Source organism: Bradyrhizobium sp. SYSU BS000235, assembly GCF_049747295.1.
In the GTDB taxonomy this organism is placed as follows: Bacteria; Pseudomonadota; Alphaproteobacteria; order Rhizobiales; family Xanthobacteraceae; genus Afipia.
Genome location: NZ_JBMHJM010000001.1, coordinates 532,522 through 556,199 on the forward strand (window position 1 = coordinate 532,522; position 23,678 = coordinate 556,199).

Sequence of the window (23,678 nt, forward strand, 5' to 3'; positions counted from 1 at the left end):
GGCTAGTGCAATCGTAGCACGCCGTCGACGGCCTTGAGTTCGGCAGGCTTGATCAGCTTGGAGTGCGCGACGGTCACGGACACCAATGGTCCCTCCAGCTTGTCCTGCCAAAAGGCGAGAAAGTCTTTCAGCGCCGGGAAGTTCGGAAACAAATCGTAGTTCTGCCAAATGTAGGACTGCAGCAACCAGCGATGGTCCGGGCGGCGATAAAGAATCTCTGCGGTCGTCAGTCCATATCCCGCGAGCTGTTTCACGAAATCCGGTGAAACCTCACCGCGCGAAACCGCGTGCTTTGAAGCCATGCCAACCTCCATATCTGGAGCGCATTGCTTAAGAGCCGCACCGGGAGTCACGTCAGATGGCATCCGATGCCGCTTCATTTGACAACGCGCTCAAATGAAACTTTGACGCACTACATCCCATCATCACAAGCCTAAAGATTGAATAAACTGTTACTAATCAAGGTATTAGCAGCAGATATGACAGAGTGCTGACAGTACACTGAAGCATGGTCAGATGCGGTCGTTCTGACGGAAGAGCCAAAGTTGTGCAGGCCCTGAACTTTCCTTGCCGAAATCAGCTGGGTGAAGCTGGGACGTCACGTCGTCCGTTTCGATAGGGAGCGCATCCCGATGAATTCAGATCGACGTACTCCGTTCGTGTATCCCGACAGCTCGGTATCCCGCTGCTATCCTCGCCCGTTCGACACGGCAGAGACGGTGTTGGTGTGTCGCCGTTGTTCTTTCCTTCTTTCACCGCCACTCGTCTTGGAATTCTGCTTATCGATCACGTTTACGACAGGAGAAGTGAAATGAAATTCACCCGGCCGGCTACGCTGTGCGAAGCCAGCCGACCATCCACGCGTATGTGGGCTTTCGATGCATGGGGCGAGAAGCCCCCGATGCATCACAACCAGGAGGTGACGTCATGGTTGGCTGCATACTCAAGAACAATCCATCGACCATTCGAGGCGTTGTACGCAAGACGAAAGAGGGGTGGTATAAACGATCCTGCGCCGCATTGGTTGCGACGACACTCATGTCGGTACCGTTATCTGCACCTTCCACGTCACCGGCTCTGGCGCAGCAGCAACAGCAACAACGACCCAACATCCTCTTCATCATGGGCGACGACATCGGCTGGATGCAGCCGAGCATCTATCATCGCGGCCTGATGGTCGGAGAAACACCCAACATCGATCGCATCGGAAACGAAGGTGCGATCTTCATGGATTACTACGCCGAGCAGAGCTGCACCGCCGGTCGCAACGCCTTCTTCACCGGGATGCATCCGCTGCGTACCGGCATGATCCCTCCCCAATTGCCGGGCAGCCCGTCCTATCTGCGACCAGGCACTCCCGCGGTCGCCAGATTCCTTGCGGATCTCGGCTACAACACCGGCGAATTCGGCAAAAACCATCTGGGCGACCACACCGAGGCACTGCCCACCGCCCACGGCTTCCAGGAATTCTGGGGCTATCTGTATCACCTCGACGCGATGCAGGGCGTGAGCTTCCCCGACATCAACCGATCGCCCACCGAGCAAGCGATCGTCCCGCCCTGCAAGAACACACCGATCCCCGGTCTTCCGGAAGTTCCCGGCGCGGTCGATCCGAAGACCGCGACGTGTCTGACGCCGCCGCGTCCGGTCATGTCATGCAGATCCTCTGATGGCACGGCGAAGAACCAGACCTGCACGGACGAAGGTCCGCTGACCCTGGACCGCTCGAAGACAGTCGATGAAGAAATTTCCGCCAAGGTCGTCGACTTCCTCGACCGGAATGATCCGAAGAAAACCAACAAACCGTTCTTCGCCTGGTACAACCCGGCGCGCATGCACATCACGACGGTGTTCTCGCCCAAATATGAAGCGATGCTGGGCGAGCGCGGTGGCAAGGACTGGGGCATCAACGAAGTCGGCATGAAGCAGCTCGACGATAACATCGGCGTTGTCCTGAAAAAGCTCGATGAGATGGGCCAGCGCGACAACACAATCGTCGTATTCACCACCGACAATGGCGCCGAAGTCATCACCTTCCCCGACGGCGGCGTCACGCCGTTCAAGGGCGGCAAGCTGACCACCTGGGAAGGCGGCATGCGGGCTCCGCTCGTCGTCCGCTGGCCGGGCGTCATCAAACCCGGCACAGTGAAGAACCAGATGTTCGCGTCACTCGACTGGCTGCCCACACTCGTCAACATCGCCGGCGGAGATAAGGGCGATGCGCTGAACAAACGGATCATGGCTGGCTCTTATCCAGGCATCGTCAAGACCAAGCTCGACGGCGTGGATCAAACCGAATATCTCGCCGGACGATCGGAGAAGTCGGCGCGTGACACCTTCTTCTATTACACAGGCGCGCAGCCATCGGCAGTGCGGTACAAGAACTGGAAGCTCTATTACACGATGGTCGGTGCCGGCCCGATGGACGGCCTGACTGGCGCAACGACCTATCACTGGACCCAGATCGCCAACATCAAGCGTGATCCGTTCGAGTACACGGTGGGTGCTGATCAAAAGAGCCTGTTGGGCCTGGGCGGCGCCCTCGCAGCTCCCAGCACGGCCTATCTCTACAACTGGAACATCCTGCCGGTCGGTCAGCTGCTGTGGTTGAAGGAGCTGGAATCCTACAAGGAGTTCCCGCCGATGCAGGACCCGGCGAGCTACAACCTCGATCAAGTTCTCGCAGAGCTCAAGAAGAGCAATAACCGAACCGACTAACGGCTAGTGCCAACGCGGCGGGCGCGCCTTCGCCCGCCGCCAAGTGGTCAGGATGGTGCGTCTCTCTTCGCCTACTTTTCGTCGAACGCCTTCTCGTCATCGCGTTTGTTCGTCAGGAGGAGTGAAATGAAATCAACCCGGTCTCCTGCCCGTGGCCTCAGCCGCCGAACCCTGCTCTCAACACTCGCTGCGATCCCCACTCTGATCGGACCGCTGCGTCTCACACCCGCGTTGGCGCAAGCCGATCAGCTGCCGTCCTGGAACGCTGGCCGCGTGAAGGATTCGATCACGCAGTTTGTCACACGAGTGACCACGCAAGGCCCGGACTTCGTGCCGGAAGATCAGCGCATCGCAACCTTCGACAATGACGGAACGCTCTGGGTCGAACAGCCGATGTACGTCCAGCTTGCTTTCGTTCTCAGCCGCGTCAAAACGCTGGCGCCGCAAAATCCAAGCTGGAAAACCAAACAGCCGTTCAAGGCCGTGCTGGATGGCGACATGAAAACACTGGCCGCATCGGGCGAAAAAGGACTGATGCAGCTCGTGGCGGTGACGCACGCGGACATGACCGCGGATGAATTCACCACGATCGTGACCGACTGGCTCGCCACCGCGCGCCACCCGCGTTTCAAGCGCCCCTACACCGAGCTGGTTTATCAGCCGATGCTGGAGCTGCTCGCCTACCTTCGCGCCAATGGCTTCAAGACATTCATCGTCTCGGGCGGCGGCGTCGAATTCATGCGTCCATGGACCGAGAGGATCTATGGCGTTCCGCCTCAGCAGGTCGTCGGCTCATCGATCAAGACACGATTTCAGATGCGCGGCGATGTGCCGACGCTGTTCCGTCTGCCCGAGGTCAATTTCATCGACGACAAGGCGGGTAAGCCTGTCGGCATCTACGAATATATCGGCCGCCGCCCGATCGCGGCGTTCGGGAACTCGGACGGTGATCTCGAGATGCTGCAATGGACCACCATGGACGGCAACCGGGCGCGCTTCGGGCTGATCGTCCATCACACCGATGCGGAACGGGAATACGCCTACGACCGCCAGTCCCACTTCGGCCGCCTCGACAAGGCGCTGGACGCGGCCGCCATCAACAAATGGACGGTGGCGGACATGAAGCGGGACTGGAAGCGGATTTTCCCATTTGAAGCTAGTTAACGGTGCTTAACGAAGTTTGGCAGTCGCCATTTTTGAGTGCCAAAAAGTTTGCTAGACCCTCTTGCCCGCGCTGCGGGTCCAGCCTATGTCCGGGTCACGTTTCGATAGCACTCTCCTATCGAGACTGCCAAAATCACAAACCAAAGCATCTTCAAGTATTTAGGAGGACTGCATGAAATTCCGTCCGCTTCACGACCGCGTCGTGGTTAAGCGTATCGACGCCGAAGAGAAGACCGCTGGCGGCATCATCATTCCCGACACCGCTAAGGAAAAGCCCTCCCAGGGCGAGATCCTGTCGGTGGGTCAGGGCGGCCGCGATGAGGCCGGCAAGCTCATCCCGATCGACCTCAAGGTCGGTGACATCGTCCTGTTCGGCAAGTGGTCCGGCACCGAGGTCAAGATCGACGGTCAGGAAGTCCTGATCATGAAGGAAAGCGACATCATGGGCGTCATCACCGACGGCTCGTCCAAGAAGAAGGCCGCCTGAGCCCTTCTCTCCTCCCATTGATTTTCCAAACGTTCCTGAACTTTAAGGAAATCCACAATGTCAGCTAAAGAAGTCAAATTCGGCGTAGACGCACGCGACAAGATGCTGCGCGGTGTCGACATCCTCGCCAACGCGGTGAAGGTGACGCTCGGTCCGAAGGGCCGTAACGTCGTTCTCGACAAGTCGTTCGGCGCTCCCCGCATCACCAAGGACGGCGTCACCGTCGCCAAGGACATCGAACTCGACGACAAGTTCGAGAACATGGGCGCCCAGATGGTGCGCGAAGTGGCTTCGAAGTCGGCGGATCTCGCCGGTGACGGCACCACCACCGCAACCGTGCTCGCTCAGGCGATCGTGAAGGAAGGCGCCAAGTCGGTCGCCGCCGGCATGAATCCGATGGACCTGAAGCGCGGTATCGACCTCGCGGTCGAAGCCGTCGTTGCGGACCTCCAGAAGAATTCGAAGAAGGTCACTTCGAACGAAGAAATCGCCCAGGTCGGCACTATTTCGGCCAACGGCGACAGCGAAATCGGCAAGTTCCTTGCCGACGCTATGAAGAAGGTCGGCAACGAGGGCGTCATCACGGTTGAAGAAGCCAAGTCGCTCGAAACCGAACTCGACGTCGTCGAAGGCATGCAGTTCGACCGCGGCTACATCTCCCCCTACTTCGTCACCAACGCCGACAAGATGCGCGTTGAATTCGACGACGCTTACGTCCTCATCAACGAGAAGAAGCTCTCCTCGCTGAACGAACTGCTGCCGCTGCTCGAAGCCGTGGTGCAGACCGGCAAGCCGCTCGTCATCGTCGCTGAAGACGTGGAAGGCGAAGCCCTCGCGACCCTCGTGGTCAACCGTCTGCGTGGCGGCCTCAAGGTTGCTGCCGTCAAGGCTCCTGGCTTCGGCGATCGCCGCAAGGCCATGCTGCAGGACATCGCGATCCTGACCGGCGGCCAGGCGATCTCGGAAGATCTCGGCATCAAGCTCGAGAACGTGACCCTGCAGATGCTCGGCCGCGCCAAGAAGGTGATGATCGACAAGGAAAACACCACAATCGTCAACGGCGCCGGCAAGAAGGCCGACATCGAAGCTCGCGTTGCGCAGATCAAGGCGCAGATCGAAGAGACCACCTCGGACTACGACCGTGAGAAGCTCCAGGAACGTCTCGCCAAGCTCGCAGGCGGCGTCGCGGTGATCCGCGTCGGCGGCGCGACCGAAGTCGAAGTGAAGGAGCGCAAGGATCGCGTTGATGACGCGATGCATGCAACCCGCGCGGCTGTCGAAGAAGGCATCGTACCGGGCGGCGGCGTCGCTCTGCTCCGTGCTTCCGAGCAGCTCAAGGGCATCCGCACCAAGAACGACGACCAGAAGACCGGTGTCGAGATCGTCCGCAAGGCGCTCTCCGCTCCAGCCCGCCAGATCGCCATGAACGCAGGCGAAGACGGTTCGGTCATCGTCGGCAAGATCCTCGAGAAGGAGCAGTATGCTTACGGCTTCGACTCGCAGTCGGGCGAATACGTCAACCTCGTCTCCAAGGGCATCATCGACCCGACCAAGGTCGTGCGTGCGGCGATCCAGAACGCAGCTTCGGTTGCTTCGCTTCTGATCACCACCGAGGCGATGATCGCCGAGCTGCCCAAGAAGGGCGGCGCAGCCGGCGGCGGCATGCCTCCGGGCGGCGGCATGGGCGGCATGGACTTCTAAGTCCAGTCGCTTCGCTCAAGCGATCAAAGAATGCAAAACCCCGGCAGCAATGCCGGGGTTTTTGTTTGTGGATCGAAATATGCAGCCGCGCACCGCGAGCGAACTGCTTAGACGCTCCGATGGAAGAATTTTACGAAAATGATCTGTAGCCGCCAGATGACCTCTAATTAATCGTCGTCATCATCCTCGTAACGAGAGGGTGGCGAAGATTGCGGCGGTGGCACATTCCGACGACGTGACGCGCGTTGGGACGAATCGTCACGAGGTGGATTGAAAACCACGTAACAGGCCGGACTTAACCTCGGCCCCGCATTGCGCAAACAGGATTCGACACGCCCCGCATCGGGCATGAACTGCCCGCACAAACGGAACGCGTCCGGCGTGCAGGCTTCGCGTTGTTGTTCAGTGCCCTGCGCGAAAGCCGATGTCGGCCCGCATGAAATGACGGCAATCGCCGCAATCAACCCAAGCTTCTTGTGTGATGCCATGGCCTCTAGTCCTCCGATAGCGAGGGGAAAACTCATCGGCCATCGGACGGGTTCCGAATGTCGTCTTCACATCTGAATGAAAAAGCGACTAGCTCATTTGTGTGCGCTGCATGTCTTGCAATCGTAACACTCCGGAACTGTGCTCAGTGCGCGATCATTCGCCGGGGCGCAAACTTCCGATGGAAGAGGAACACACTTCCGGCGAGAAGCAGCCGCCTACGCTGCGTTGTCTTTAAACATCGCATCGGCGCGCTTCTGCAGTTCTTCCGGTGCGATATCCTCAATGCGCGTGCCGATGAACCACTGATTGCCTGCCACGTCGGTCACGCCCCCGCTGCGATCGCCGTAGAACATGTCCGACGGCTCCATGATCGAAGTGCCGCCTGCCGCCAGCGCGGATTGATAGACGGAATCCACGTCCGGCACATACACATAGAGCATCACCGGCGACGCCATCGCGCGATCGGAGGAATCCGCAAGCATCACACGCGAACTTCCGACCTTCATCGTTGCATGCATGATCCTTCCATCCGGACGCTTCATCGGCGGATGATCCAGCTCTGCACCAAATGCCTTTTGCATGAAGTGAATGACCTCGTTGGCGTCATCAGCCACGATGTAAGGCGTGACCGTGTCAAATCCGTCCGGAATCGGTTTCGCTTTTCGTGACATGAGCGTCCTCCCTCATGTAGATCTGCCAGCCCCTAATAGTTCAGCTTCGGATACCAGTCGCTTCCCCGCCCTTCGGGCGTGGTGTCGAGAAGTGTCCAGAGCGGATCAAGGTCCGGCGCACCGCGCGGATCCTGACCTGGATCGGCTGTCCCGGCGCCCATCTCGCTGCTCCAGAAATGGCGGATCGTCCCATCCCGGCGCGTGAAAACGTTGTAAGCCGGAATGTCCGCATCTTCTGCGCTGACGTAATCACGGGTGAAATCACCGCTGCTGTCGGAGTAAACTTTCAGCTTGTGCCAGCCAAGCGCCTCCTTGGCTGCGGTCAGCCGCTCGATTGGCGAGCGAGCGATACAGACGAATGCCATACGCTGCTCGAGATAGGCAACCTGGTTTTCCCATGCGCCCATCAAGGACGTACACATCGGGCACAGCGCCTTGCGCTGCGGACCGAACATATAAGAGTAGATCACCAGCGTTTGCTTGTCGCCAAACAGTTGCTTGAATGAGACGGGTCCGCTCTCGCCGTCGAAACGGTAATCGTCGCGAACTTCACCGCCCGGCGGCAATGCACGCCGCATTGCGGCAACGCGTTCGATGTGACGGCGTAGTTCGATCTCCTCCGCGAGCAATGCCGTGCGCGCACGGCGGTAGGCTTCGCTCTCATTGGGGTAACGTGCACCATTGGCGTTGGCGAGGTCTGCGGCGGGCTTGAGCTCCATTGGCGGCTTCTCCTTGATCGGGAGATAACGCCTGCGCGAGACTTCGGTTCGCAGCCTCAAGTCCTGTCACAAAGCGGCCGGCGTCGCCTTTTTAGTGTGCAGGCCCGCCAAGCTCCGGAGGCGGCGAGCGGTCAAGCAGATCACCTTTCGGCGTATCCAGCAGCGAAAGCTGGTAGGTCTCCACTGGAACACCGCTGCGCTTGCGCTCAATATTCGCAAGCTTTTCGACGCGTTCGTATTGTCCCGCCAGGTGCACCGGGCCCTGAGGGAAAACATCGCCAACCAGAAGAAGCTTTCCCATCAACAAGGCCGGCTCTGGCTCGGGCATGTTGACCCAGCGAATTCGCTGATTGCGCTGCGCGACGCATGTTCCTTTGGGCAGATAGAACGCAAGCAACGACGTGGTACCGTAGTCTTCCGCCACCACGCAACTTGCGCCAATGCGAATACGCGTTGCTTCGATCTCTTTCGCAAGCTCCCGCCAGCCCACGGCAACGGAGCGGACGGTCGGGTCGCGCCGGAAACCGGTGAATAGTCCCGTATTGGCCTGCACGATCAGAGCCACGAACAACAACACCCCGATGGGCAAGGCCCAGCGGCGAGACAGATCGATTGTCCACTGCTCTCGTGCAGCCCAGGTCCTGCCAAATGCGGCATAGGCCGCAGCGATTGAAAACGCCGGATAGACGGGCCCCAGCCAGTTCGCTTCCACGCGGGCGTGAAGCGAATGCCAGATGAAGTAGACGAAGATGATCCAGAAACTGGTGTTGATCAGGGTTCGCGCCGCCGCTTGCGTATCAGGTTTATGTTCACTGCGTTTCAACAATGCATAAAGGCCAAAGACACCGAGGATGAAGACCGACGGCGTCGCGAAGGCGATCTGCGCTGGTATCGTCTCCGCGATGAATTTGAGGGTCATCCCCTCGACGCGCGCGCGCCCTAATTGCTTGATGAACGAGACCCAGTGGTGGTCAGCATTCCAGAGCAGCACTGGCGAGAAGATCACAAACGCAAGCACACCACCCAGATACGGCCATGGCGACGCCAGCCAGCGGCGCATGTCTTTCGCAAGCAACAGCCACAGCAGGATTTGCGCCCCGAAAAACAGCGCGGTGTATTTCGACACCAGCGCACACCCCACCGCCGCGCCGACGGCGAGCCACCAGACACCGCGGCCCGTTTGCAGCACCTTGGCCTGGAACAACAGCACGAACGCCGATGTCACCATCAGGGGCGCATCAGGAGTTACAATGACAAGCCCCGCTCCGACCATCATCGTCGCATTGAGAAGGATCGCCGAGAGTGCCGCGATCCGGACGTCACCAAAGAGAATTTCCGCCGCGCGGTACACGGCCCAGCTCATGGGAAGCGCCAGCAGGATCGACACCAGACGAACGCCTAACTCGGTGTCGCCCGCGATCATGGTGCCGAGGCGGATCACGAGTGCAACTGCCGGCGGATGGTCGTAGTACCCTCCGGCGAGATGCTTGGACCAGGTCCAGTAATAGGCTTCGTCGAATGTCAGCGGCGTGACAGCCGCCACCACCAGCCTCAAGAGCACCAAAGCGCCGACGATCAGCGCCACGCGACGAGGCTTCAATGCATCTGAAATCATTTGGCGCGCCAGACAAACAGGCTCGACACGCCATAATTCCACACCACGCCCATCAGCGCCCCGGCAACGCCTGCGAGCCACCAGATCGGTTCTTGATTGTAGACGGAGAACGCGACGCCGACGTTGGCTAGAAGCCCGACGCTACAGACGAGATAAAACAGCAACAGACCGCGGATCAGTGCGACACCCTTCAGTCGCTGATCCCGGTACGTGAGGCGATTGTTGAGCAGGAAATTTCCGGTCATCGCCACCAGCGCAGCCAAAGCCTGTGCATGCGCAAACGGGACGGAGAGTGCAAGCGCTGTGTAAAGGGAAACCAGATGAACCAGAAGGCCGAGCGATCCAACCACAGCAAACAGCACGAAGCGGAGCGAGACCAGATCCCGCGTCAACTTCGCGAGGACCAGCCCGAGAAAATCCAGCACCACTCTGGAGTCCAGCTTGCTCTCGCCGTGCAGACGCTCGCCGAAGGAATAAGGAACCTCGACCACGCGCAACTTGCCGTGCGCGCTGGCGACAATATCAAGAAGAATCTTGAAGCCCTGCACCGACAGCGCGGGCGCCAACTGTTCGAAGCGATCCCGCCGGATCATGAAGAATCCGCTCATCGGATCGGCGACATCGATATGCAGCAACTTCTTCGCGATCGTCGTCGCAAACACGCTGCCCCCAAGGCGCGTGCTATTGAAATTTCCGGTATCGCCACCGCTGACATAGCGGCTACCGACGACGAGCTCTGCCTGCTTGGCCTGCAGCAGTGCAAGCATCTTCGGAAGCTGCGTTTCGTCGTGCTGTAAATCAGCGTCCATGACCGCCACGAATGGGGCGGACGAAGCCAGGATGCCCTCGATACAGGCGCCGGATAAACCGCGCCGGCCTATGCGGCGGATACAGCGCACTCTGGCGTCAGATTGCGCCAGGCTCCGCGCCACATCCGAGGTGCCATCCGGCGAATTGTCATCGACGAAAATGACTTCCCAGGAAATACCGGCAAGCGCCGCCTCCAGCTTGGCGAAAAGCTTGGGGACGTTATCGCGCTCGTTAAAGGTCGGCACCACCACGCACAGTTGCCGTGCGGCGGCTGCCCCGGGGATGGAAGCCTCAATCATGGGAGAGCGTATATCCGGGGGACCGGTGGATGCCAAGATATCCTCGACGGGTTCTGGCCGTGTATAACCAACGGAAATCGGGTCGGAAAAGCGGGATATGAGGCCCAGAAATGCCAACGACCACGGAGGGATCCTGCGGGAGATTTAAGACTGCGCGTACATCCGGCGCGCTCAAGTCTCCTACGGTATCTTCTCGTGGTCGTCCCAACGACGGAGCCAGAGCTGCAACGTCGCCGTTGAAAGAGAAATAGGTACGACCAAGGTATTCTGCAAGGGTCAGGAAAGAGGCGAAATGGCCAAGAAATCAGGGCAAATCCACATCGGCATCGGCGGCTGGACCTTCGCGCCCTGGAGGGGCGTCTTTTACCCCGAGAAGCTGACCCAGGCGAAGGAGCTGTCCTACGCCGCGTCGAAACTGACATCGATCGAGATCAACGGCACCTATTACGGTTCCCAGAAGCCGGAAAGCTTTCGCAAATGGGCCAGCGAGGTCCCCGATGACTTCATCTTCTCGCTCAAAGGGCCGAGATTTGCCACCAATCGTCGCGTGCTGGCTGAAGCCGGTGATTCCATTCAGCGCTTCTACGATTCCGGGGTCCTTGAGCTGCGTGACCGGCTTGGCCCGGTGCTGTGGCAGTTCGCACCGACCAAGAAGTTCGATGAAGCCGATTTCGGGGCGTTTCTCGAACTGCTTCCGCGCAAGCTGGAGGGTCGCGAGCTGCGTCACGTGGTTGAAGTGCGGCATGACAGCTTCTGCACGCCGGACTTCATCGCCCTGCTGCGCAAATTCCAAGTCGCCGTCGTTTACGCCGATCACGCCAAATATCCGGCCATTGCCGACGTCACGACGGATTTCGTTTATGCGCGGCTGCAGACCGGCAACGATACGATCAAGACCTGCTATCCCCCGAAGGAGCTGGATAAGTGGGCAGATCGCCTCAAGCTTTGGGCTCAAGGCGGCGAACCGGACGATCTGCCCCGCTCCGACAAAACGTCCGCCAAGAAGCAGCCTCGGGACGTCTTCGCCTATGTCATTCACGAGGGCAAAATCCGAGCGCCGGCAGGCGCGATGGAATTGATCGAACGCGTGAAGTGAGCGACATAACCTGCGCGAGGCGATAAATGGCCAAAGCTAAAAAGCTTTTCACCATTGGTTACGAGCAGACCCCGGCCAAGGCCGTGCTCGACGAGCTTCAGCAGGCCGGCGTCAAACTGCTGGTCGATGTGCGGGCGATTGCCTCTTCGCGCCGTCCTGGATTTTCCAAAACGCAACTTGCCGCCGGGCTCGATGCGCGCGGCATTTCGTATCTTCATTTGCGCGGCCTCGGCACCCCGAAAGAAGGGCGTGAAGCCGCACGCAAAGGCGATATGAAAGCGCTGACGAAAATCTATCACGCCCATCTCAAGACGCCGCAAGCCCGCGCAGAAATGGATGAGCTTGATGCGCTCGTGATGAAGGCTGGACCAGTGTGCATTCTCTGCTACGAGCGCGATCACAATGCGTGTCACCGCAAGTTCATTGCGGAGATCATCGCGGACCGCGAGGGCGTCAAGATCGACAATCTCGTCGCCTTCCAATTTGACCCGGACCTCGCCTGATCACATCGTTCGCCGACGAGCTCCAAGAAGCTGCTGCCTCTCCTGACCCGTCCCCAATCCGGCGCGGCCAACACCGCAATAGCCTACAAGACAAAGCTGTTCACCGGCTGTTATGATCAGGTACCGGTTTGAAATCACAAAGATTTCAGGCCGTTTCCGGAAAAATACATGCATTTGCCTTGAATGATATGATAGATATCATATTAAAAGACTTCGCCTTCGACGGGTGGTAGTTACACCGCCGAAAACCAGCCAGGATCAGCAATGCTATCATCATGGGTCGCCGCACGCCTCGCCAAGCGGGATATTCACTACGGTTGGGTCATGGTGGCCGTGACGTTTCTGACGTCGCTGATCAGTTCGGCGTCGGTCGGCGCCCCAGGCGTCTTTATCCTGCCGCTTGAAAAGGAATTTGGCTGGTCCACCACTCAAATATCGTCCGCGCTGTCGATCCGCCTGCTGTTGTTCGGCCTGATGGCTCCCTTTGCTGCCGCGCTGATGGAGCGCTTCGGCCTTCGGAAAGTGGTGGTGTCGGCGCTGACGATTATTGCCGCCGGCCTGCTCGCGTCGCTCGCAATGACACAGGCCTGGCACCTGATCGCGCTGTGGGGATTCGTCGTCGGATTTGGCACGGGCATGACGGCGATGGTGCTCGGTGCCACCGTCGCGGCCCGCTGGTTCGTTGCACGGCGCGGCCTTGTCGTCGGCATCCTGTCCGCCAGTGTGGCAACCGGGCAGTTGATTTTCCTGCCGATCCTCGCACATGTGACCGATGCCATGGGATGGCGCACAGCGTTGGGGCTGATGTGCGTGATGCTGGTCATCGCCGCGTGTCTGGTCTTCCTGCTGATGCGGGATCGGCCATCTGATCTGAAAATGCTGCCCTTCGGCGACGACGGCAGCACGCCGGTTGCGAAGCCGGCCCATCCGCCGACAGTCTCGACTGTCTTCACCGTGTTGAAGGATGCATCCCAAACCCGCGTGTTCTGGGTCCTGTTCGGGACATTCTTCATCTGCGGCGCCAGCACCAATGGACTTGTCCAGACGCACCTGATCCCGATGTGCGCCGACTTCGGCATTCCCGCAACCACATCCGCGACCCTGCTGGCGGCCATGGGCATTTTCGATTTCTTCGGCACCATTATGTCCGGCTGGCTGTCCGACCGTTACAACAACCGCTGGCTTTTGTTCTGGTACTATGGGCTGCGCGGGCTTTCGCTGGTGTTCCTGCCGTTCACGGACTTCTCGTTCTACGGGCTGTCACTGTTCGCGATGTTCTATGGTCTCGACTGGATCGCCACGGTGCCGCCGACGGTCAAACTGTCGGTCAAAAACTTCGGTCCTGAGCGCGCCGGCATGGTGTTCGGCTGGGTGTTCGTCGGTCATCAGATCGGCTCTGCATCGGCTGCCTTCGGAGCGGGCCTGACACGCACGCTGCTTGAAAGCTACCTGCCCGCCTTCTTCTTTGCCGGTGCGCTGTGCATCGTCGCGGCCATTGCGGTGGTCTCGGTGAAGCTGCCCACCAAACAGGCCGCTCCTGCCACCGCATAGAATAGCAGGCGAACGCTAAGAGCGTCGGTTCTGATGACCAGAACCGGCGCTCTTATTTTTTGTGTTGACGCGCTTTTAGTCCAGCGTGCGCCTGAAGCGCGTCACAGCGATGATCATTGCCACCAGCATCAGGCCGCACAAGGCGATCGCGTCATACTGCAGGCTCTCCATTGAGGCGCCCTTGAGCATGATGGCGCGCACGATGCGGATATAGTGCGTCAGCGGCAGCGCCTCCCCGATCCACTGCGCCCAGGTCGGCATGCCCGCAAACGGGAACATGAAACCGGACAACAGGATATTCGGCAGGAAGAACATCATCGACATCTGCATCGCCTGCAGCTGGTTCTGGGCGATCGTCGAAAACGTGTAACCGATCAACAGGTTTGCCGCGATGAACAGCGTGGACAGGATTGCGAGCATCGTCAGGCTGCCGAGGATCGGGACACCGAACAAAAAATATCCCAGCGCGATGATGATGGTCGCCTGCAGGAAGCCGACGAGAATGTAGGGAATGATCTTGCCGAGCATCACCTCGATCGGTGTGATCGGCATCGCCAGAAGATTTTCCATGGTGCCGCGCTCGATCTCTCGCGTCACTGACAATGCAGTGAAGATCAGCATGGTCATGGTGAGAATGGTGCCGACGAGTCCCGGCACAATATTCAATCGCGAGGCGGCGGCGGGATTGTAGCGCGCATGCGTGCGGATCTCGAACGGCATTGCGGGCGGCGCTCCGACGTTCAAATCGTTCTTGAGCGCGGTCTGTACCAATTGACCCAATGCAGCCAAAGCAGAACCTGCTGCAACCGGGTCGGTCGCGTCGGCTGCAACCAGCAGCGCGGGCCTGTCCCCGCGCCGCACGCCGCGCTCGAAGCCGCGTGGGATTTCAACGCCGAACAGAACCTTGCCGGATTCCAGCAAGTAATCAAATTCGGCCACCGTATGCACTTCCTGCGTAAAGCGGAAATAGGCGGTGTTCTGGATGGCCTTCAGCACCGAGCGACCGAGATCACTATCCTCCTGCAGCAATACCGCAGTGGGCAAATGACGCGGCGTCGTGTTGATGGCATATCCGAAGAGCAGCAGTTGCATGATCGGCAGCATCACGATCATCGCGAAAGACACCCGATCGCGGCGCAGCTGGATGAACTCCTTGGTTAGCATCGCAAACGTGCGCTGCCAGAAACCGCGGACGCCGCCGTTGATGACGTCAGTGGCGCTCATTGGAAGTTGTCCTTTGAACGGCTCATCAGCTCGATGAAAACATCTTCCAGCGACGGCTCCGACTTATGCCAGACAAGTCCGCTCTGATTCCTGTAAGGCGCAATCGCAGCCTCAAGCGCCGCCTCGTCGCGGCTGGAGACATGCAGGTTGTTGCCAAAGGGCGCGACCATGTCCACGCCCGGCTTGTCCGTGAGGTCGGTTGTCAGCTTGTTCAGGCCTTCCCCACTGACTGTGTAGGTCGTCAGAGCGGAATTGGCGATGACGGCTTCGACGGTGCCGTGCGTCAGCAGATTGCCATAGGCGATATAGGCGATCTCGTGACAGCGCTCCGCTTCATCCATGTAATGCGTCGAAACGAGCACTGTCAGCCCGTCCGCAGCCAGCGCATGAATCTCGTTCCAGAAATCACGCCGCGCCTTGGGATCGACACCCGCTGTCGGTTCATCGAGCAGCAGCAATTGGGGATTTGGTAAGGTGCAAGCCCCCAACGCGAGGCGCTGCTTCCAGCCACCGGACAATTCGCCGGCGAGCTGTTCCTCGCGTCCGGTCAGGCCGATGCGCTTGATCATGTCGCGCGCAGCACCGCGTGGATCGCGGACACCGTAGAGACGCGCCACGAACTCGAGGTTCTCGCGCACTGAGAGATCCTGATACAGACTGAAGCGCTGCGTCATATAGCCGACATGCCGTTTGATCTTGTCGGCATCGCGCCGGATGTCAAAGCCGAGACACGTCCCCTCGCCGCTGTCCGGCGTCAGCAGTCCGCACAGCATGCGGATGGTCGTGGTCTTTCCTGAACCGTTAGGCCCGAGGAAGCCATAGATCGAGCCGCGCTTCACCTGCATCGACAGATCATGCACGACCTCGCGCCCGTTGAATGATTTCGACAGGCCGGTCACTTTGATGGCGATATCGGACGCGGTCTCGCTGCTCACGGCGCTTTGCCATTCATGAAGATACTGACCGGCTGCCCCACACGGAGGCTGTCCGGTTTGTTGGGACGTGCCTGGATGAGATAGACAAGCTTGGAGCGCTCATCGAGGCTGTAGATCACCGGCGGCGTATACTCGGCCATGGTGGCAATGAAATAGATGGTCGCCGTGAGATCGTCCGCGCAGCCGTCACACGTCACACGAACTTCATCGCCGACCTTCAGTTTCGGCAACTCCGGCTCCGGAACAAAGAAGCGGACTTTCATGTTTCCCGGCGGGAGAATGGAAACCACCGGCCGCTGCGCCGGCACCGTTTCGCCTTCGCGAAAATAGATCTGCTGAATTGTTCCGGCGATCGGCGCGTTCATCCGGCGGCGGGCGAGCCGCGTTTGCGATGTGTTGACCCGGGCTTCCGCCACCCGTAACGCGGATATTGCGGAATCCAGGTTCGCCTGAGTACCGGAGCCTGTTTTCATCAGCGACGCCGCGCGATCATAGGTTTGCTTCGCGTTGGCAAGCGTTGCGTTGCTCTGATTGAGATCGGCCTGTTGCAGATCGTCATCGACGGCATAAAGCGGCGTACCGACTTCAACCTGATCGCCTTCGCGTACATTGAGCTTAACCACGCGCCCCTGCTCGTCAGGACTGACGAAAATAAGATCGGCCTCCACCCATCCCTGAAAGCCGGGGTTTCTGTCGTTGTCGCAAGCGGTAAGCAGCGCCATCGCGGCCAGCACACCCAGAACACGCAAGAGCTTTCGAGCCGCTGTCATGGCGCGCTCCGTTCACTGAAAATCAGATCGAGATGGACATGCAGCATCGCCTTCGTATCGAGCGGTGCGATCTTTCCGAACAGCGCCTGCCAGACGATAGACAGGATCGCCGGTGCGATCACGAGCTGCGGAAACTCAAGCAATCCCTTGTTCTGGATCTCGCCGCGGGCGACTCCGTATTCGACCAGCCTGCGCATCCCGGCGATGCCGTGGGCCACCACTTCGCGGTAGTAGAAGTCCGCCAACTCAGGAAAGCGCGTGCCTTCGGAGATGATCAGCCGCACGATCTCGCCGCGCTTCGTGCCGACGACCTCATGCGCCAGCATATCCGCGAAACCTTCCATCATGCCGCGAACCGAGCCTCCCATCGTCGGAGGATTGGACAGGCGCGCAATCAGAGGCACGAGCGCCGTGCGCACCAGCTCCTGAAACAGCGCTTCCTTGTCCTTGAAGTGCAGGTAGATCGTGCCTTTGGCGACACCGGCACGCTTTGCAACGTCGTCGAGGCGCGTCGCGGCAAAGCCGCGCGCCGTGAATTCCTCGAGCGCGGCGGCGACAATCGCCTCGCGCCGCTCACTCGCCCCAAGGGCGCGCTTCGACGGGCGTTTTGAACCACTCGCCTCGCCGCGCCCGCTTGAACGCTGCCGCTCGGTCGGACTTGGCGTCGAAGGCTGTGTCGGGGGTTTGGGCTGCTTGCTCATAAGACAAATATGACTGACGGGTCAGTCATTTTCAAGAGGCGCAACAGCAAATACGTTTCAATCCGCTAAACTATTGTTTCTGCAATACTTATGAGGATGGATCTCAGCCCTTGGCGTCACAGACCCATGCGCGGATCACACATTCCTTGCCGCCAAATCCGTAGCACTTCTTCGTCGCTTCATTCAGCGCGCTGGAAATGCGTGGCGCCACCGCGTAGCCGTGGGGACCGCAGGGATTTTTCATATCGATTGATAGAGCCGCGCAGGCGCGTTTCATCGGCACAGCCGTACAGCCACCGCCTTTGCATTGCTTCAGCGCAGCCGCACGCGCAGCGTCCTCACGCGGATAATCGAACGCCTGACCATAGGCGCCGCATTTGCCGATCGCCAACGCGCCCGCGGCAAGTGCGGGCGACGCCGGAACAGAGACAACAAAGGCAGAGACACAGGCAGCCACAAAAAATGCGCAGATCCGCGCGGCGATACAATCGAACACCAATCCCCTCCCCCGAGGCTTATCGAGCCCAAACTAGGGGACAGCGCGTTTCAACTTGGTGAATGAAACGGAAATGCGAGAGGTAAACAGATCCTCAACAACGAATTGTGATCAAGCCCGCTGGGCTTCAGCCAGCATCTCCGGCGTGTCGATATCGAGGAATGCGCTTTTGCCCTCGACTTCGACTTCCGCCACGGCTTCGGCGTGTTGGGTGATCAACCGTCGCGCACCGATATCGCCATCCAGCGCCATCAACTCCGCAAAGAAGCGCCGCGACCAGAGCACGGGATTTCCGCGCCGTCCGTCCGCCACCGGTGCCACGATCAGCGCACCGCGATCGGGCGCAAACGCATCGATCAGTTTGTCGATCAGCTTCGCATCGATTAGAGGCATGTCGCCGAGGCACACGACTGCGCCATCAATCCCCTCGGGAACAGCCGCGATCCCGGCTTTGACCGACGTGGCAAGTCCCTCCGCAAACTTCGGATTGCTGACAAACCTCACATCGAGGCCCGTGAGCGCAGCCTTAACTTCCGCGCTCTGGTGGCCGGTGACCACAATCACGGGCGCGGCTTTCGATGCCAACGCCTGCTCCACCGCAATGCGCACGAGCTTCTTGCCGTTCAATTCGGCAAGCATCTTGTTCGGCCCATTCATGCGCGTGGAGCGGCCAGCGGCAAGAACCACAGCCGCAACGCTGCGGCTCTCATCGCTGCCGACAGGCACGCGCGGCTGTGGCCGCGTGACGATTTCCATCAGCAATCCGCCAACGCCCATTCCGGTAATATCAGCGCGCGTCACTTCCAGCCCTGCGAGCAGGCGCATCAACACCCAGTCGAAGCCGTTTTCTTTTGGGGAGCGTGCGCAACCCGGCGCGCCGAGGACCGGGACCTGGTTCACAGTGCCGACCAGCATGAGATTGCCGGGATCGACCGGCATGCCGAAATGCTCGACCGCACCGCCAATGCCTTCAATCGCTGCCGGGATCACATCGCGACGATCCGCGATCGCTGAAGCGCCAAACACCAGCACCAGTTCGGCGCCGAGCTTGAGCAATTCCGCGATCGCCGGAGCGAGCGCCTCGTCATCATGCGGGACGCGCCGTTCGGCAATAATGGTCGCGCCAGCCGGCGCAAGGCGCTCCGCTGTCACACGCAGGGTCTTGTCAATCACCTTCGGCGCAAGGCCCGGCAGAATCGTCGAGACGATTCCCACCCGCTTGACCTTGAATGGAGCAACACGCATCCGTCCCGCAGCCGCCGCCTTGACGGCGGCATCGCGGAGCGATGCCTCGACGCCGAACGGGATGATCTTCACGGTCGCAATCATCTCGCCGGCGACAACGGCCTTGAATGCGGACAACGTTGCAAAGGTGATCGCCTCATCGACGCGATTGATGCGGTCGACCGCATCCCGGTCCACAATCAGCACGCCGGCTTCCGCGGCAAATAGATTGGCGCGTCCCGTGAAGGCACGCTCGACGCTCACGCCCTCGCCGGCGATCGCGGATGCAATGCTCGCCGCGGCTTCATCTTCGGAAACATCACCGTCGTCGAGCCGGGCAACGACGATTTCAGGAACACCGGCCTGCTTCAGCGCGGCAACTTCAGCGGCACCGATCACGGTCCCCTTCTTCAGCACCAGCGATCCCTGGCGAATGGCATGGACAGTCACGCCACCCAAACCATCGTCCGGTGCAACAGGGCCGAATTTCATGCTGCAGACTTCGCTTTGGGCCGTGCCTCGGCGGGCAGCCGCAAAACGGCGGTGATCTCTCCCATGATCGACACGGCAATTTCCGACGGCGATATTGCGCCGATGGCAAGACCGATGGGCGCGTGAATTCGTGCCAGCGCCTCATCGGAGACACCCTGTGCTCGCAACCGATCGAGCCGCTTGCTGTGGGTTTTTCGCGATCCAAGCGCACCGATATAGAAGCAGTCGCGCGACAAGGCGTGAAACAAAGCCGGATCATCGATCTTCGGATCGTGGGTCAAGGCCACAAATGCCGTGTAGCGATCAACGTTCAGTGGGGGCAACGCGACGTCGGGCCAGTCGGCAAACAGCGGAACGTCGGGAAATCTCTCGGGGGAAGCAAACGCCGTCCGTGGATCAACGACGAAGACATCATAGCCAAGCGACTGCGCCAATGGCGCCAAGGCTTGGCTGATATGGACGGCGCCGATGATCACCAGCCGGGCCGTCGGCGCATAAACGTTGAGGAACAGCTTCTTGCCGTCCACTTCGATCATGCCGCTCTTGCCCATCCGCAGTTGCTTGTCGAGGTCGGCGTGCAGCGGATCGGCCGCGATGTCTGCCGCCTTCACAAGACGCTGGTCGCCATTCGAAACATCGGTGATGACAATAACAGCACGGCGCGCGGCGCGTTCGCTATTCAGCTCAGCGAGCGTATTCTGTTTCAAGAGTTGCCCACCTTCTCAACAAATACGCGGATAGTGCCGCCACACGACAATCCCACATTCCATGCCGTTTCATCGGCCACACCAAATTCGAGCATCTTGGGCTCGCCGCTGGCGATGACATCGAGGGCTTCGGTCACCACGGCCCCTTCAACACATCCGCCGGACACCGAACCAAGGAAGGTGCCATCGTCATTGATCACAAGGCTCGATCCAGCCGGACGGGGCGCTGAGCCCCACGTCTCCACCACGGTGGCCAGCGCCACCCCGTGACCGGCTTTGGTCCAGTCCTCGGCAGCTTTCAAAATATCTTCGTCGCGATCCAGCATCTTTGTTGTCCTCAGGCGGCAGAACGAGAATCGAGGCGCCGGTTCGCCAATGGCGACGACAACGCTGCGATCAAGCTCTCCATCGAATTCAAGTTATGCACGGGGCGGAACTCATCAACGTGCGGTAGCATGATCTTAATGCCCTGAGCCTTGGCCTCAAACCCCTCAAAGCGCAACAGTGGATTGAGCCAGATCAGACGTCGGCAGGACCGGTGCAGGCGGTCCATCTCGAATTCGAGCTTGGAATCAACCTCGCGCTCAAGTCCATCCGAGATCAACAGGACAATAGCGCCCTGGCCCAGCACCCGCCTGCCCCAGAGATTGTTGAAGTTGTGCAGTGAGGTGGCGATCCGGGTGCCGCCGGCCCAGTCCTCGACGCAGGACGAACAGGCCGCTAGGGCCTCATCCGGGTCGCGCGCCCGCAACGCCCGCGTCACGTTGGTCAAACGAGTCCCAAACAGGAAAACCGATACGCGCTTGCGAGCATCCGTGATTGCATGCAGGAATTGCAGAAACAGCCGGGTGTATTCCGTCATCGATCCGGAGATATCGAGCAACGCGACGATGGGCGCAGGCTTGTCGATCCGCCCTAGCCGTTGAAATTTCACGATCTCGCCGCCGGTGCGCAGACTGCGGCGCAGAGTGCGCCGCAGATCCAATCGCTCGCCACGGGCATCCGGCGCAAACCGGCGCGTCCGCAGTTCGGCCTGCGGCAACTTCATCCGGGCGATGGCGCGCGTAACCTCGGCAATCTCCTCCGCACTCATCTGCGCGAAGTCCTTCGATTGCAGAACCTCGCGATCCGAGACCGAGAGTTGAACGTCCTTTTCCTCGATCTCGTGGGATTCGACGTTCTTGCTTTGCGCGAACGCTTCCTGCACCCGGCGGGAAGCCGGCGGAGGCGGCTTTTGCGCCTCAGGCGGCAGCGGCACGGAGTCGAGCATGTTGTCTGTGCCTTCCGCGCGGCGAAAGAACAGGTCGAACGCCTGCGCGAATATCAGCGCATGCTCGTGACGTTTGACGAAAATCGATTCCAGCGTGGTGAACAGGTCCGCGCGATGACCGATGTCGATGAGCTGCATCGCGTTCAGGGCATCGATCACCGCGCCGGGACCAATCGGCAATCCGGCAACGCGCAATGCCCGCGCAAAGCCGATGACATTGTCGGCGATCATTCCGGTCGTTGGGGTCTCGACGCCATTCGGCATAACAATTCCCGGCTCATCGTCTCACGCAGACGGATCAGTGACGGCTTCCTTGATCACTTTGGCGAGCGCGTCGCCCTGCATGCGTCCAATATCGTCCTGATACTTCAACAAGGCACCCAGCGTATCACCCACCACTTGCGGTGTCAGCGAACGCGCATCCAGCTCAGTGAGCGCGGTCGCCCAATCGATGGTTTCGGCCACGCCTGGAACCTTGAACAAATCCTGCTCACGAAGCGCCTGCACGAAGCCGACAACCTGCTGTGACAGCTTGGTGCTGATGTTCGGCACACGGGATTTGACGATGGCCAGTTCGCGTTCGGCCGATGGGTAATCGACCCAGTGATAAAGGCAGCGACGCTTCAGGGCGTCGTGGATTTCTCGCGTCCTGTTCGACGTGACGATGACGATCGGCGCCTGCGGCGCCTTGACCGTGCCGAATTCGGGAATCGACACCTGAAAATCACTGAGAATTTCGAGCAAATAAGCTTCGAACGCCTCGTCCGCCCGATCGAGTTCGTCGATCAGAAGCACCGGCGGTCCGGCCACATCCGGTTCCAGTGCCTGCAGCAATGGGCGCTTGATGAGATATTTTTCCGCGAAGATATCGGCAGAGAGTTGCTCGCGGTCGGTGTCCCCGCTCGCCTCGGCGAGGCGGATGGCAATCATCTGCGCGGCGCTGTTCCACTCATACACGGCGGATGCGACGTCGAGACCCTCGTAGCATTGGAGACGGATCAGCTTGCGGCCAAGGGCCGTCGACAGAACCTTGGCGATCTCCGTCTTTCCGACACCCGCTTCGCCTTCCAGAAACAGCGGTCGTCCCATGCGCAGGGCAAGATAGACGACAGTCGCAAGGGACCGCTCGGCGAGATAGCCACGGCTGGTGAGCAGGTCGAGCGTTGCATCGACGGATGCCGGGATCGCTGCGACCTTACTCATGCCATCTCCAAATCTTTAGGCAACTCAGGCTTTCGCCGTCGCGGCTTCAACCGCGCGACGGGCGAGCACCTGGATCAGATGCGCGCGGTACTCGGCGCTGCCATGAAGGTCACTGTTCAGCCCTTCGGCAGAGACTGTCAGACCATCCAGCACCTTCGGAGAGAACCGCTTCTTCAGCGCCTCTTCAAAAGAATCGACGCGGAACACACCATCGCTTCCGGCTCCCGTCACAGCAACACGCACATCCGATGGACGCTTGGCGACAAACACGCCAACGAGCGCATAACGCGACGCCTGATTGCGGAATTTCTGATACGCAGCCTTCTTCGGCAACGGGAACATCACACGCGTGATGATCTCATCCGGCTCAAGCGAGGTGGAGAACAACCCCTGGAAGAATTCCTCCGGCTTGAGCTTGCGCTTGTTGGTGACGATGGTTGCACCCAGCGCCATGACCGCCGCCGGATAGTCCGCCGTCGGATCATTGTTCGCGAGTGAACCGCCAATCGTGCCCCTGTGTCGCACAGCCGGATCGCCGATCAAGCCGGCCAGCTCCGCGAGGGCGGGAATCGCTTCGCCGACCACTGCCGAATTTGCAACTTCCGCATGGGTCGCGGTGGCGCCGATCACAAGATTGCGCCCCTTCATCTCGATGCCGTTAAGTCCCTCGATGTGGGACAGGTCGACAAGATGGGGCGGGCTGGCAAGCCGCTGCTTCATCACGGGCACCAGTGTATGGCCACCGGCGATCACCTTCGCGTCTTCGTTCTTGATGAGAAGGTTGGCGGCCTGCCGCACAGTCCCCGGACGATGATATTTAAATTCGTACATAA

General features: G+C 59.8%; 24 protein-coding genes. 7 read left to right on the forward strand and 17 right to left on the reverse strand.

The annotated features are described in order from the left end of the window. Window positions 1-2 precede the first annotated feature (2 nt). Window positions 3-302: an usg protein gene (locus tag ACP0KA_RS02385; RefSeq protein ID WP_424627239.1), complete on the reverse strand. Its 300-nt coding sequence runs from the start codon at window positions 300-302 to the stop codon at window positions 3-5. A 736-nt stretch (window positions 303-1,038) separates the two neighbouring features. Between ACP0KA_RS02385 and ACP0KA_RS02390 the strand changes: the two genes are divergently transcribed. The 4 genes from ACP0KA_RS02390 to groL all read left to right on the forward strand — a co-directional run bounded on the left by ACP0KA_RS02390 (window position 1,039) and on the right by groL (window position 6,070). Then, the gene (locus tag ACP0KA_RS02390) at window positions 1,039-2,718 is read left to right on the forward strand and encodes an arylsulfatase (protein WP_424631469.1); all 1,680 of its coding nucleotides are present in this window, start codon (window positions 1,039-1,041) and stop codon (window positions 2,716-2,718) included. A gap of 126 nt (window positions 2,719-2,844) precedes the next feature. After that, the gene (locus ACP0KA_RS02395) at window positions 2,845-3,882 is read left to right on the forward strand and encodes an HAD family hydrolase (RefSeq protein WP_424627240.1); all 1,038 of its coding nucleotides are present in this window, start codon (window positions 2,845-2,847) and stop codon (window positions 3,880-3,882) included. A gap of 172 nt (window positions 3,883-4,054) precedes the next feature. After that, window positions 4,055-4,369 (forward strand): co-chaperone GroES, encoded by a 315-nt coding sequence (locus ACP0KA_RS02400; RefSeq protein WP_424627241.1) that lies wholly within the window; start codon window positions 4,055-4,057, stop codon window positions 4,367-4,369. A gap of 57 nt (window positions 4,370-4,426) precedes the next feature. Further along, window positions 4,427-6,070 carry a chaperonin GroEL gene (groL, locus tag ACP0KA_RS02405; RefSeq protein ID WP_424627242.1) on the forward strand — a complete coding sequence of 548 codons (1,644 nt, stop codon included), beginning with the start codon at window positions 4,427-4,429 and terminating at the stop codon, window positions 6,068-6,070. A 167-nt stretch (window positions 6,071-6,237) separates the two neighbouring features. Here the strand turns inward: groL and ACP0KA_RS02410 are convergent, their stop codons facing one another. From ACP0KA_RS02410 to ACP0KA_RS02430, 5 genes are all read right to left on the reverse strand, one after another. After that, window positions 6,238-6,558 carry a hypothetical protein gene (locus ACP0KA_RS02410; protein WP_424627243.1) on the reverse strand — a complete coding sequence of 107 codons (321 nt, stop codon included), beginning with the start codon at window positions 6,556-6,558 and terminating at the stop codon, window positions 6,238-6,240. Between the two features lie 216 nt (window positions 6,559-6,774). Next, window positions 6,775-7,230, reverse strand: a complete 456-nt coding sequence (locus tag ACP0KA_RS02415) for a VOC family protein (protein ID WP_424627244.1) — start codon at window positions 7,228-7,230, stop codon at window positions 6,775-6,777. A gap of 32 nt (window positions 7,231-7,262) precedes the next feature. Continuing rightward, window positions 7,263-7,949, reverse strand: coding sequence for a DUF899 family protein (locus tag ACP0KA_RS02420; protein WP_424627245.1), 687 nt, complete (start codon window positions 7,947-7,949; stop codon window positions 7,263-7,265). A 91-nt stretch (window positions 7,950-8,040) separates the two neighbouring features. Then, the gene (locus ACP0KA_RS02425) at window positions 8,041-9,564 is read right to left on the reverse strand and encodes a glycosyltransferase family 39 protein (protein WP_424627246.1); all 1,524 of its coding nucleotides are present in this window, start codon (window positions 9,562-9,564) and stop codon (window positions 8,041-8,043) included. After that, window positions 9,561-10,673, reverse strand: a complete 1,113-nt coding sequence (locus tag ACP0KA_RS02430) for a glycosyltransferase (protein ID WP_424627247.1) — start codon at window positions 10,671-10,673, stop codon at window positions 9,561-9,563. Before ACP0KA_RS02430 ends, ACP0KA_RS02425 begins: the two co-directional genes overlap by 4 nt. Window positions 10,674-10,965: 292 nt before the next feature. Between ACP0KA_RS02430 and ACP0KA_RS02435 the strand changes: the two genes are divergently transcribed. The 3 genes from ACP0KA_RS02435 to ACP0KA_RS02445 all read left to right on the forward strand — a co-directional run bounded on the left by ACP0KA_RS02435 (window position 10,966) and on the right by ACP0KA_RS02445 (window position 13,823). Further along, window positions 10,966-11,769, forward strand: a complete 804-nt coding sequence (locus ACP0KA_RS02435; RefSeq protein WP_424627248.1) for a DUF72 domain-containing protein — start codon at window positions 10,966-10,968, stop codon at window positions 11,767-11,769. 26 nt (window positions 11,770-11,795) lie between these two features. Then, the gene (locus ACP0KA_RS02440) at window positions 11,796-12,272 is read left to right on the forward strand and encodes a DUF488 family protein (protein ID WP_424627249.1); all 477 of its coding nucleotides are present in this window, start codon (window positions 11,796-11,798) and stop codon (window positions 12,270-12,272) included. 264 nt (window positions 12,273-12,536) lie between these two features. Further along, the gene (locus ACP0KA_RS02445; RefSeq protein WP_424627250.1) at window positions 12,537-13,823 is read left to right on the forward strand and encodes an MFS transporter; all 1,287 of its coding nucleotides are present in this window, start codon (window positions 12,537-12,539) and stop codon (window positions 13,821-13,823) included. A gap of 75 nt (window positions 13,824-13,898) precedes the next feature. On the opposite strand, the gene ACP0KA_RS02450 is transcribed toward ACP0KA_RS02445, so the two are convergent. The 11 genes from ACP0KA_RS02450 to ACP0KA_RS02500 form a co-directional block, all read right to left on the reverse strand. Then, entirely contained in the window at window positions 13,899-15,047 is a 1,149-nt protein-coding gene (locus ACP0KA_RS02450) for an ABC transporter permease (protein ID WP_424627251.1), read from the reverse strand. After that, entirely contained in the window at window positions 15,044-15,982 is a 939-nt protein-coding gene (locus ACP0KA_RS02455; protein WP_424627252.1) for an ABC transporter ATP-binding protein, read from the reverse strand. Before ACP0KA_RS02455 ends, ACP0KA_RS02450 begins: the two co-directional genes overlap by 4 nt. Beyond that, the gene (locus tag ACP0KA_RS02460) at window positions 15,979-16,752 is read right to left on the reverse strand and encodes an HlyD family secretion protein (RefSeq protein ID WP_424627253.1); all 774 of its coding nucleotides are present in this window, start codon (window positions 16,750-16,752) and stop codon (window positions 15,979-15,981) included. The genes ACP0KA_RS02455 and ACP0KA_RS02460 overlap by 4 nt, the downstream gene beginning before the upstream one ends. Continuing rightward, a complete protein-coding gene (locus tag ACP0KA_RS02465) occupies window positions 16,749-17,453 on the reverse strand; it encodes a TetR/AcrR family transcriptional regulator (RefSeq protein ID WP_424627254.1) in 705 nt (234 codons plus the stop codon). The genes ACP0KA_RS02460 and ACP0KA_RS02465 overlap by 4 nt, the downstream gene beginning before the upstream one ends. 103 nt (window positions 17,454-17,556) lie before the next feature. Then, a complete protein-coding gene (locus tag ACP0KA_RS02470; RefSeq protein ID WP_424631470.1) occupies window positions 17,557-17,910 on the reverse strand; it encodes a DUF4189 domain-containing protein in 354 nt (117 codons plus the stop codon). A 150-nt stretch (window positions 17,911-18,060) separates the two neighbouring features. After that, on the reverse strand, window positions 18,061-19,665 hold the full coding sequence (locus ACP0KA_RS02475) for an NTP transferase domain-containing protein (protein ID WP_424627255.1): 1,605 nt from the start codon (window positions 19,663-19,665) through the stop codon (window positions 18,061-18,063). After that, complete coding sequence (locus tag ACP0KA_RS02480) at window positions 19,662-20,372, reverse strand: XdhC family protein (RefSeq protein WP_424627256.1); 711 nt, start codon at window positions 20,370-20,372, stop codon at window positions 19,662-19,664. Before ACP0KA_RS02480 ends, ACP0KA_RS02475 begins: the two co-directional genes overlap by 4 nt. Further along, the gene (locus tag ACP0KA_RS02485; protein ID WP_424627257.1) at window positions 20,369-20,698 is read right to left on the reverse strand and encodes an XdhC family protein; all 330 of its coding nucleotides are present in this window, start codon (window positions 20,696-20,698) and stop codon (window positions 20,369-20,371) included. The genes ACP0KA_RS02480 and ACP0KA_RS02485 overlap by 4 nt, the downstream gene beginning before the upstream one ends. A gap of 11 nt (window positions 20,699-20,709) precedes the next feature. After that, a complete protein-coding gene (locus ACP0KA_RS02490; protein WP_424627258.1) occupies window positions 20,710-21,906 on the reverse strand; it encodes a vWA domain-containing protein in 1,197 nt (398 codons plus the stop codon). A 21-nt stretch (window positions 21,907-21,927) separates the two neighbouring features. Next, on the reverse strand, window positions 21,928-22,845 hold the full coding sequence (locus ACP0KA_RS02495; protein ID WP_424627259.1) for an AAA family ATPase: 918 nt from the start codon (window positions 22,843-22,845) through the stop codon (window positions 21,928-21,930). A gap of 24 nt (window positions 22,846-22,869) precedes the next feature. Further along, window positions 22,870-23,676: an FAD binding domain-containing protein gene (locus tag ACP0KA_RS02500; protein WP_424627260.1), complete on the reverse strand. Its 807-nt coding sequence runs from the start codon at window positions 23,674-23,676 to the stop codon at window positions 22,870-22,872. Between the last annotated feature and the right edge of the window lie 2 nt (window positions 23,677-23,678).

Coding starts and splice junctions, on each gene's coding strand:
- ACP0KA_RS02385 (WP_424627239.1), bottom strand. CDS start 302: ATGGCTTCAAAGCACGCGGTTTCGCGCGGTGAGGTTTCACCGGATTTC.
- ACP0KA_RS02390 (WP_424631469.1), top strand. CDS start 1,039: ATGTCGGTACCGTTATCTGCACCTTCCACGTCACCGGCTCTGGCGCAG.
- ACP0KA_RS02395 (WP_424627240.1), top strand. CDS start 2,845: ATGAAATCAACCCGGTCTCCTGCCCGTGGCCTCAGCCGCCGAACCCTG.
- ACP0KA_RS02400 (WP_424627241.1), top strand. CDS start 4,055: ATGAAATTCCGTCCGCTTCACGACCGCGTCGTGGTTAAGCGTATCGAC.
- groL (WP_424627242.1), top strand. CDS start 4,427: ATGTCAGCTAAAGAAGTCAAATTCGGCGTAGACGCACGCGACAAGATG.
- ACP0KA_RS02410 (WP_424627243.1), bottom strand. CDS start 6,558: ATGGCATCACACAAGAAGCTTGGGTTGATTGCGGCGATTGCCGTCATT.
- ACP0KA_RS02415 (WP_424627244.1), bottom strand. CDS start 7,230: ATGTCACGAAAAGCGAAACCGATTCCGGACGGATTTGACACGGTCACG.
- ACP0KA_RS02420 (WP_424627245.1), bottom strand. CDS start 7,949: ATGGAGCTCAAGCCCGCCGCAGACCTCGCCAACGCCAATGGTGCACGT.
- ACP0KA_RS02425 (WP_424627246.1), bottom strand. CDS start 9,564: ATGATTTCAGATGCATTGAAGCCTCGTCGCGTGGCGCTGATCGTCGGC.
- ACP0KA_RS02430 (WP_424627247.1), bottom strand. CDS start 10,673: ATGATTGAGGCTTCCATCCCCGGGGCAGCCGCCGCACGGCAACTGTGC.
- ACP0KA_RS02435 (WP_424627248.1), top strand. CDS start 10,966: ATGGCCAAGAAATCAGGGCAAATCCACATCGGCATCGGCGGCTGGACC.
- ACP0KA_RS02440 (WP_424627249.1), top strand. CDS start 11,796: ATGGCCAAAGCTAAAAAGCTTTTCACCATTGGTTACGAGCAGACCCCG.
- ACP0KA_RS02445 (WP_424627250.1), top strand. CDS start 12,537: ATGCTATCATCATGGGTCGCCGCACGCCTCGCCAAGCGGGATATTCAC.
- ACP0KA_RS02450 (WP_424627251.1), bottom strand. CDS start 15,047: ATGAGCGCCACTGACGTCATCAACGGCGGCGTCCGCGGTTTCTGGCAG.
- ACP0KA_RS02460 (WP_424627253.1), bottom strand. CDS start 16,752: ATGACAGCGGCTCGAAAGCTCTTGCGTGTTCTGGGTGTGCTGGCCGCG.
- ACP0KA_RS02465 (WP_424627254.1), bottom strand. CDS start 17,453: ATGAGCAAGCAGCCCAAACCCCCGACACAGCCTTCGACGCCAAGTCCG.
- ACP0KA_RS02475 (WP_424627255.1), bottom strand. CDS start 19,665: ATGAAATTCGGCCCTGTTGCACCGGACGATGGTTTGGGTGGCGTGACT.
- ACP0KA_RS02485 (WP_424627257.1), bottom strand. CDS start 20,698: ATGCTGGATCGCGACGAAGATATTTTGAAAGCTGCCGAGGACTGGACC.
- ACP0KA_RS02490 (WP_424627258.1), bottom strand. CDS start 21,906: ATGCCGAATGGCGTCGAGACCCCAACGACCGGAATGATCGCCGACAAT.
- ACP0KA_RS02495 (WP_424627259.1), bottom strand. CDS start 22,845: ATGAGTAAGGTCGCAGCGATCCCGGCATCCGTCGATGCAACGCTCGAC.
- ACP0KA_RS02500 (WP_424627260.1), bottom strand. CDS start 23,676: ATGTACGAATTTAAATATCATCGTCCGGGGACTGTGCGGCAGGCCGCC.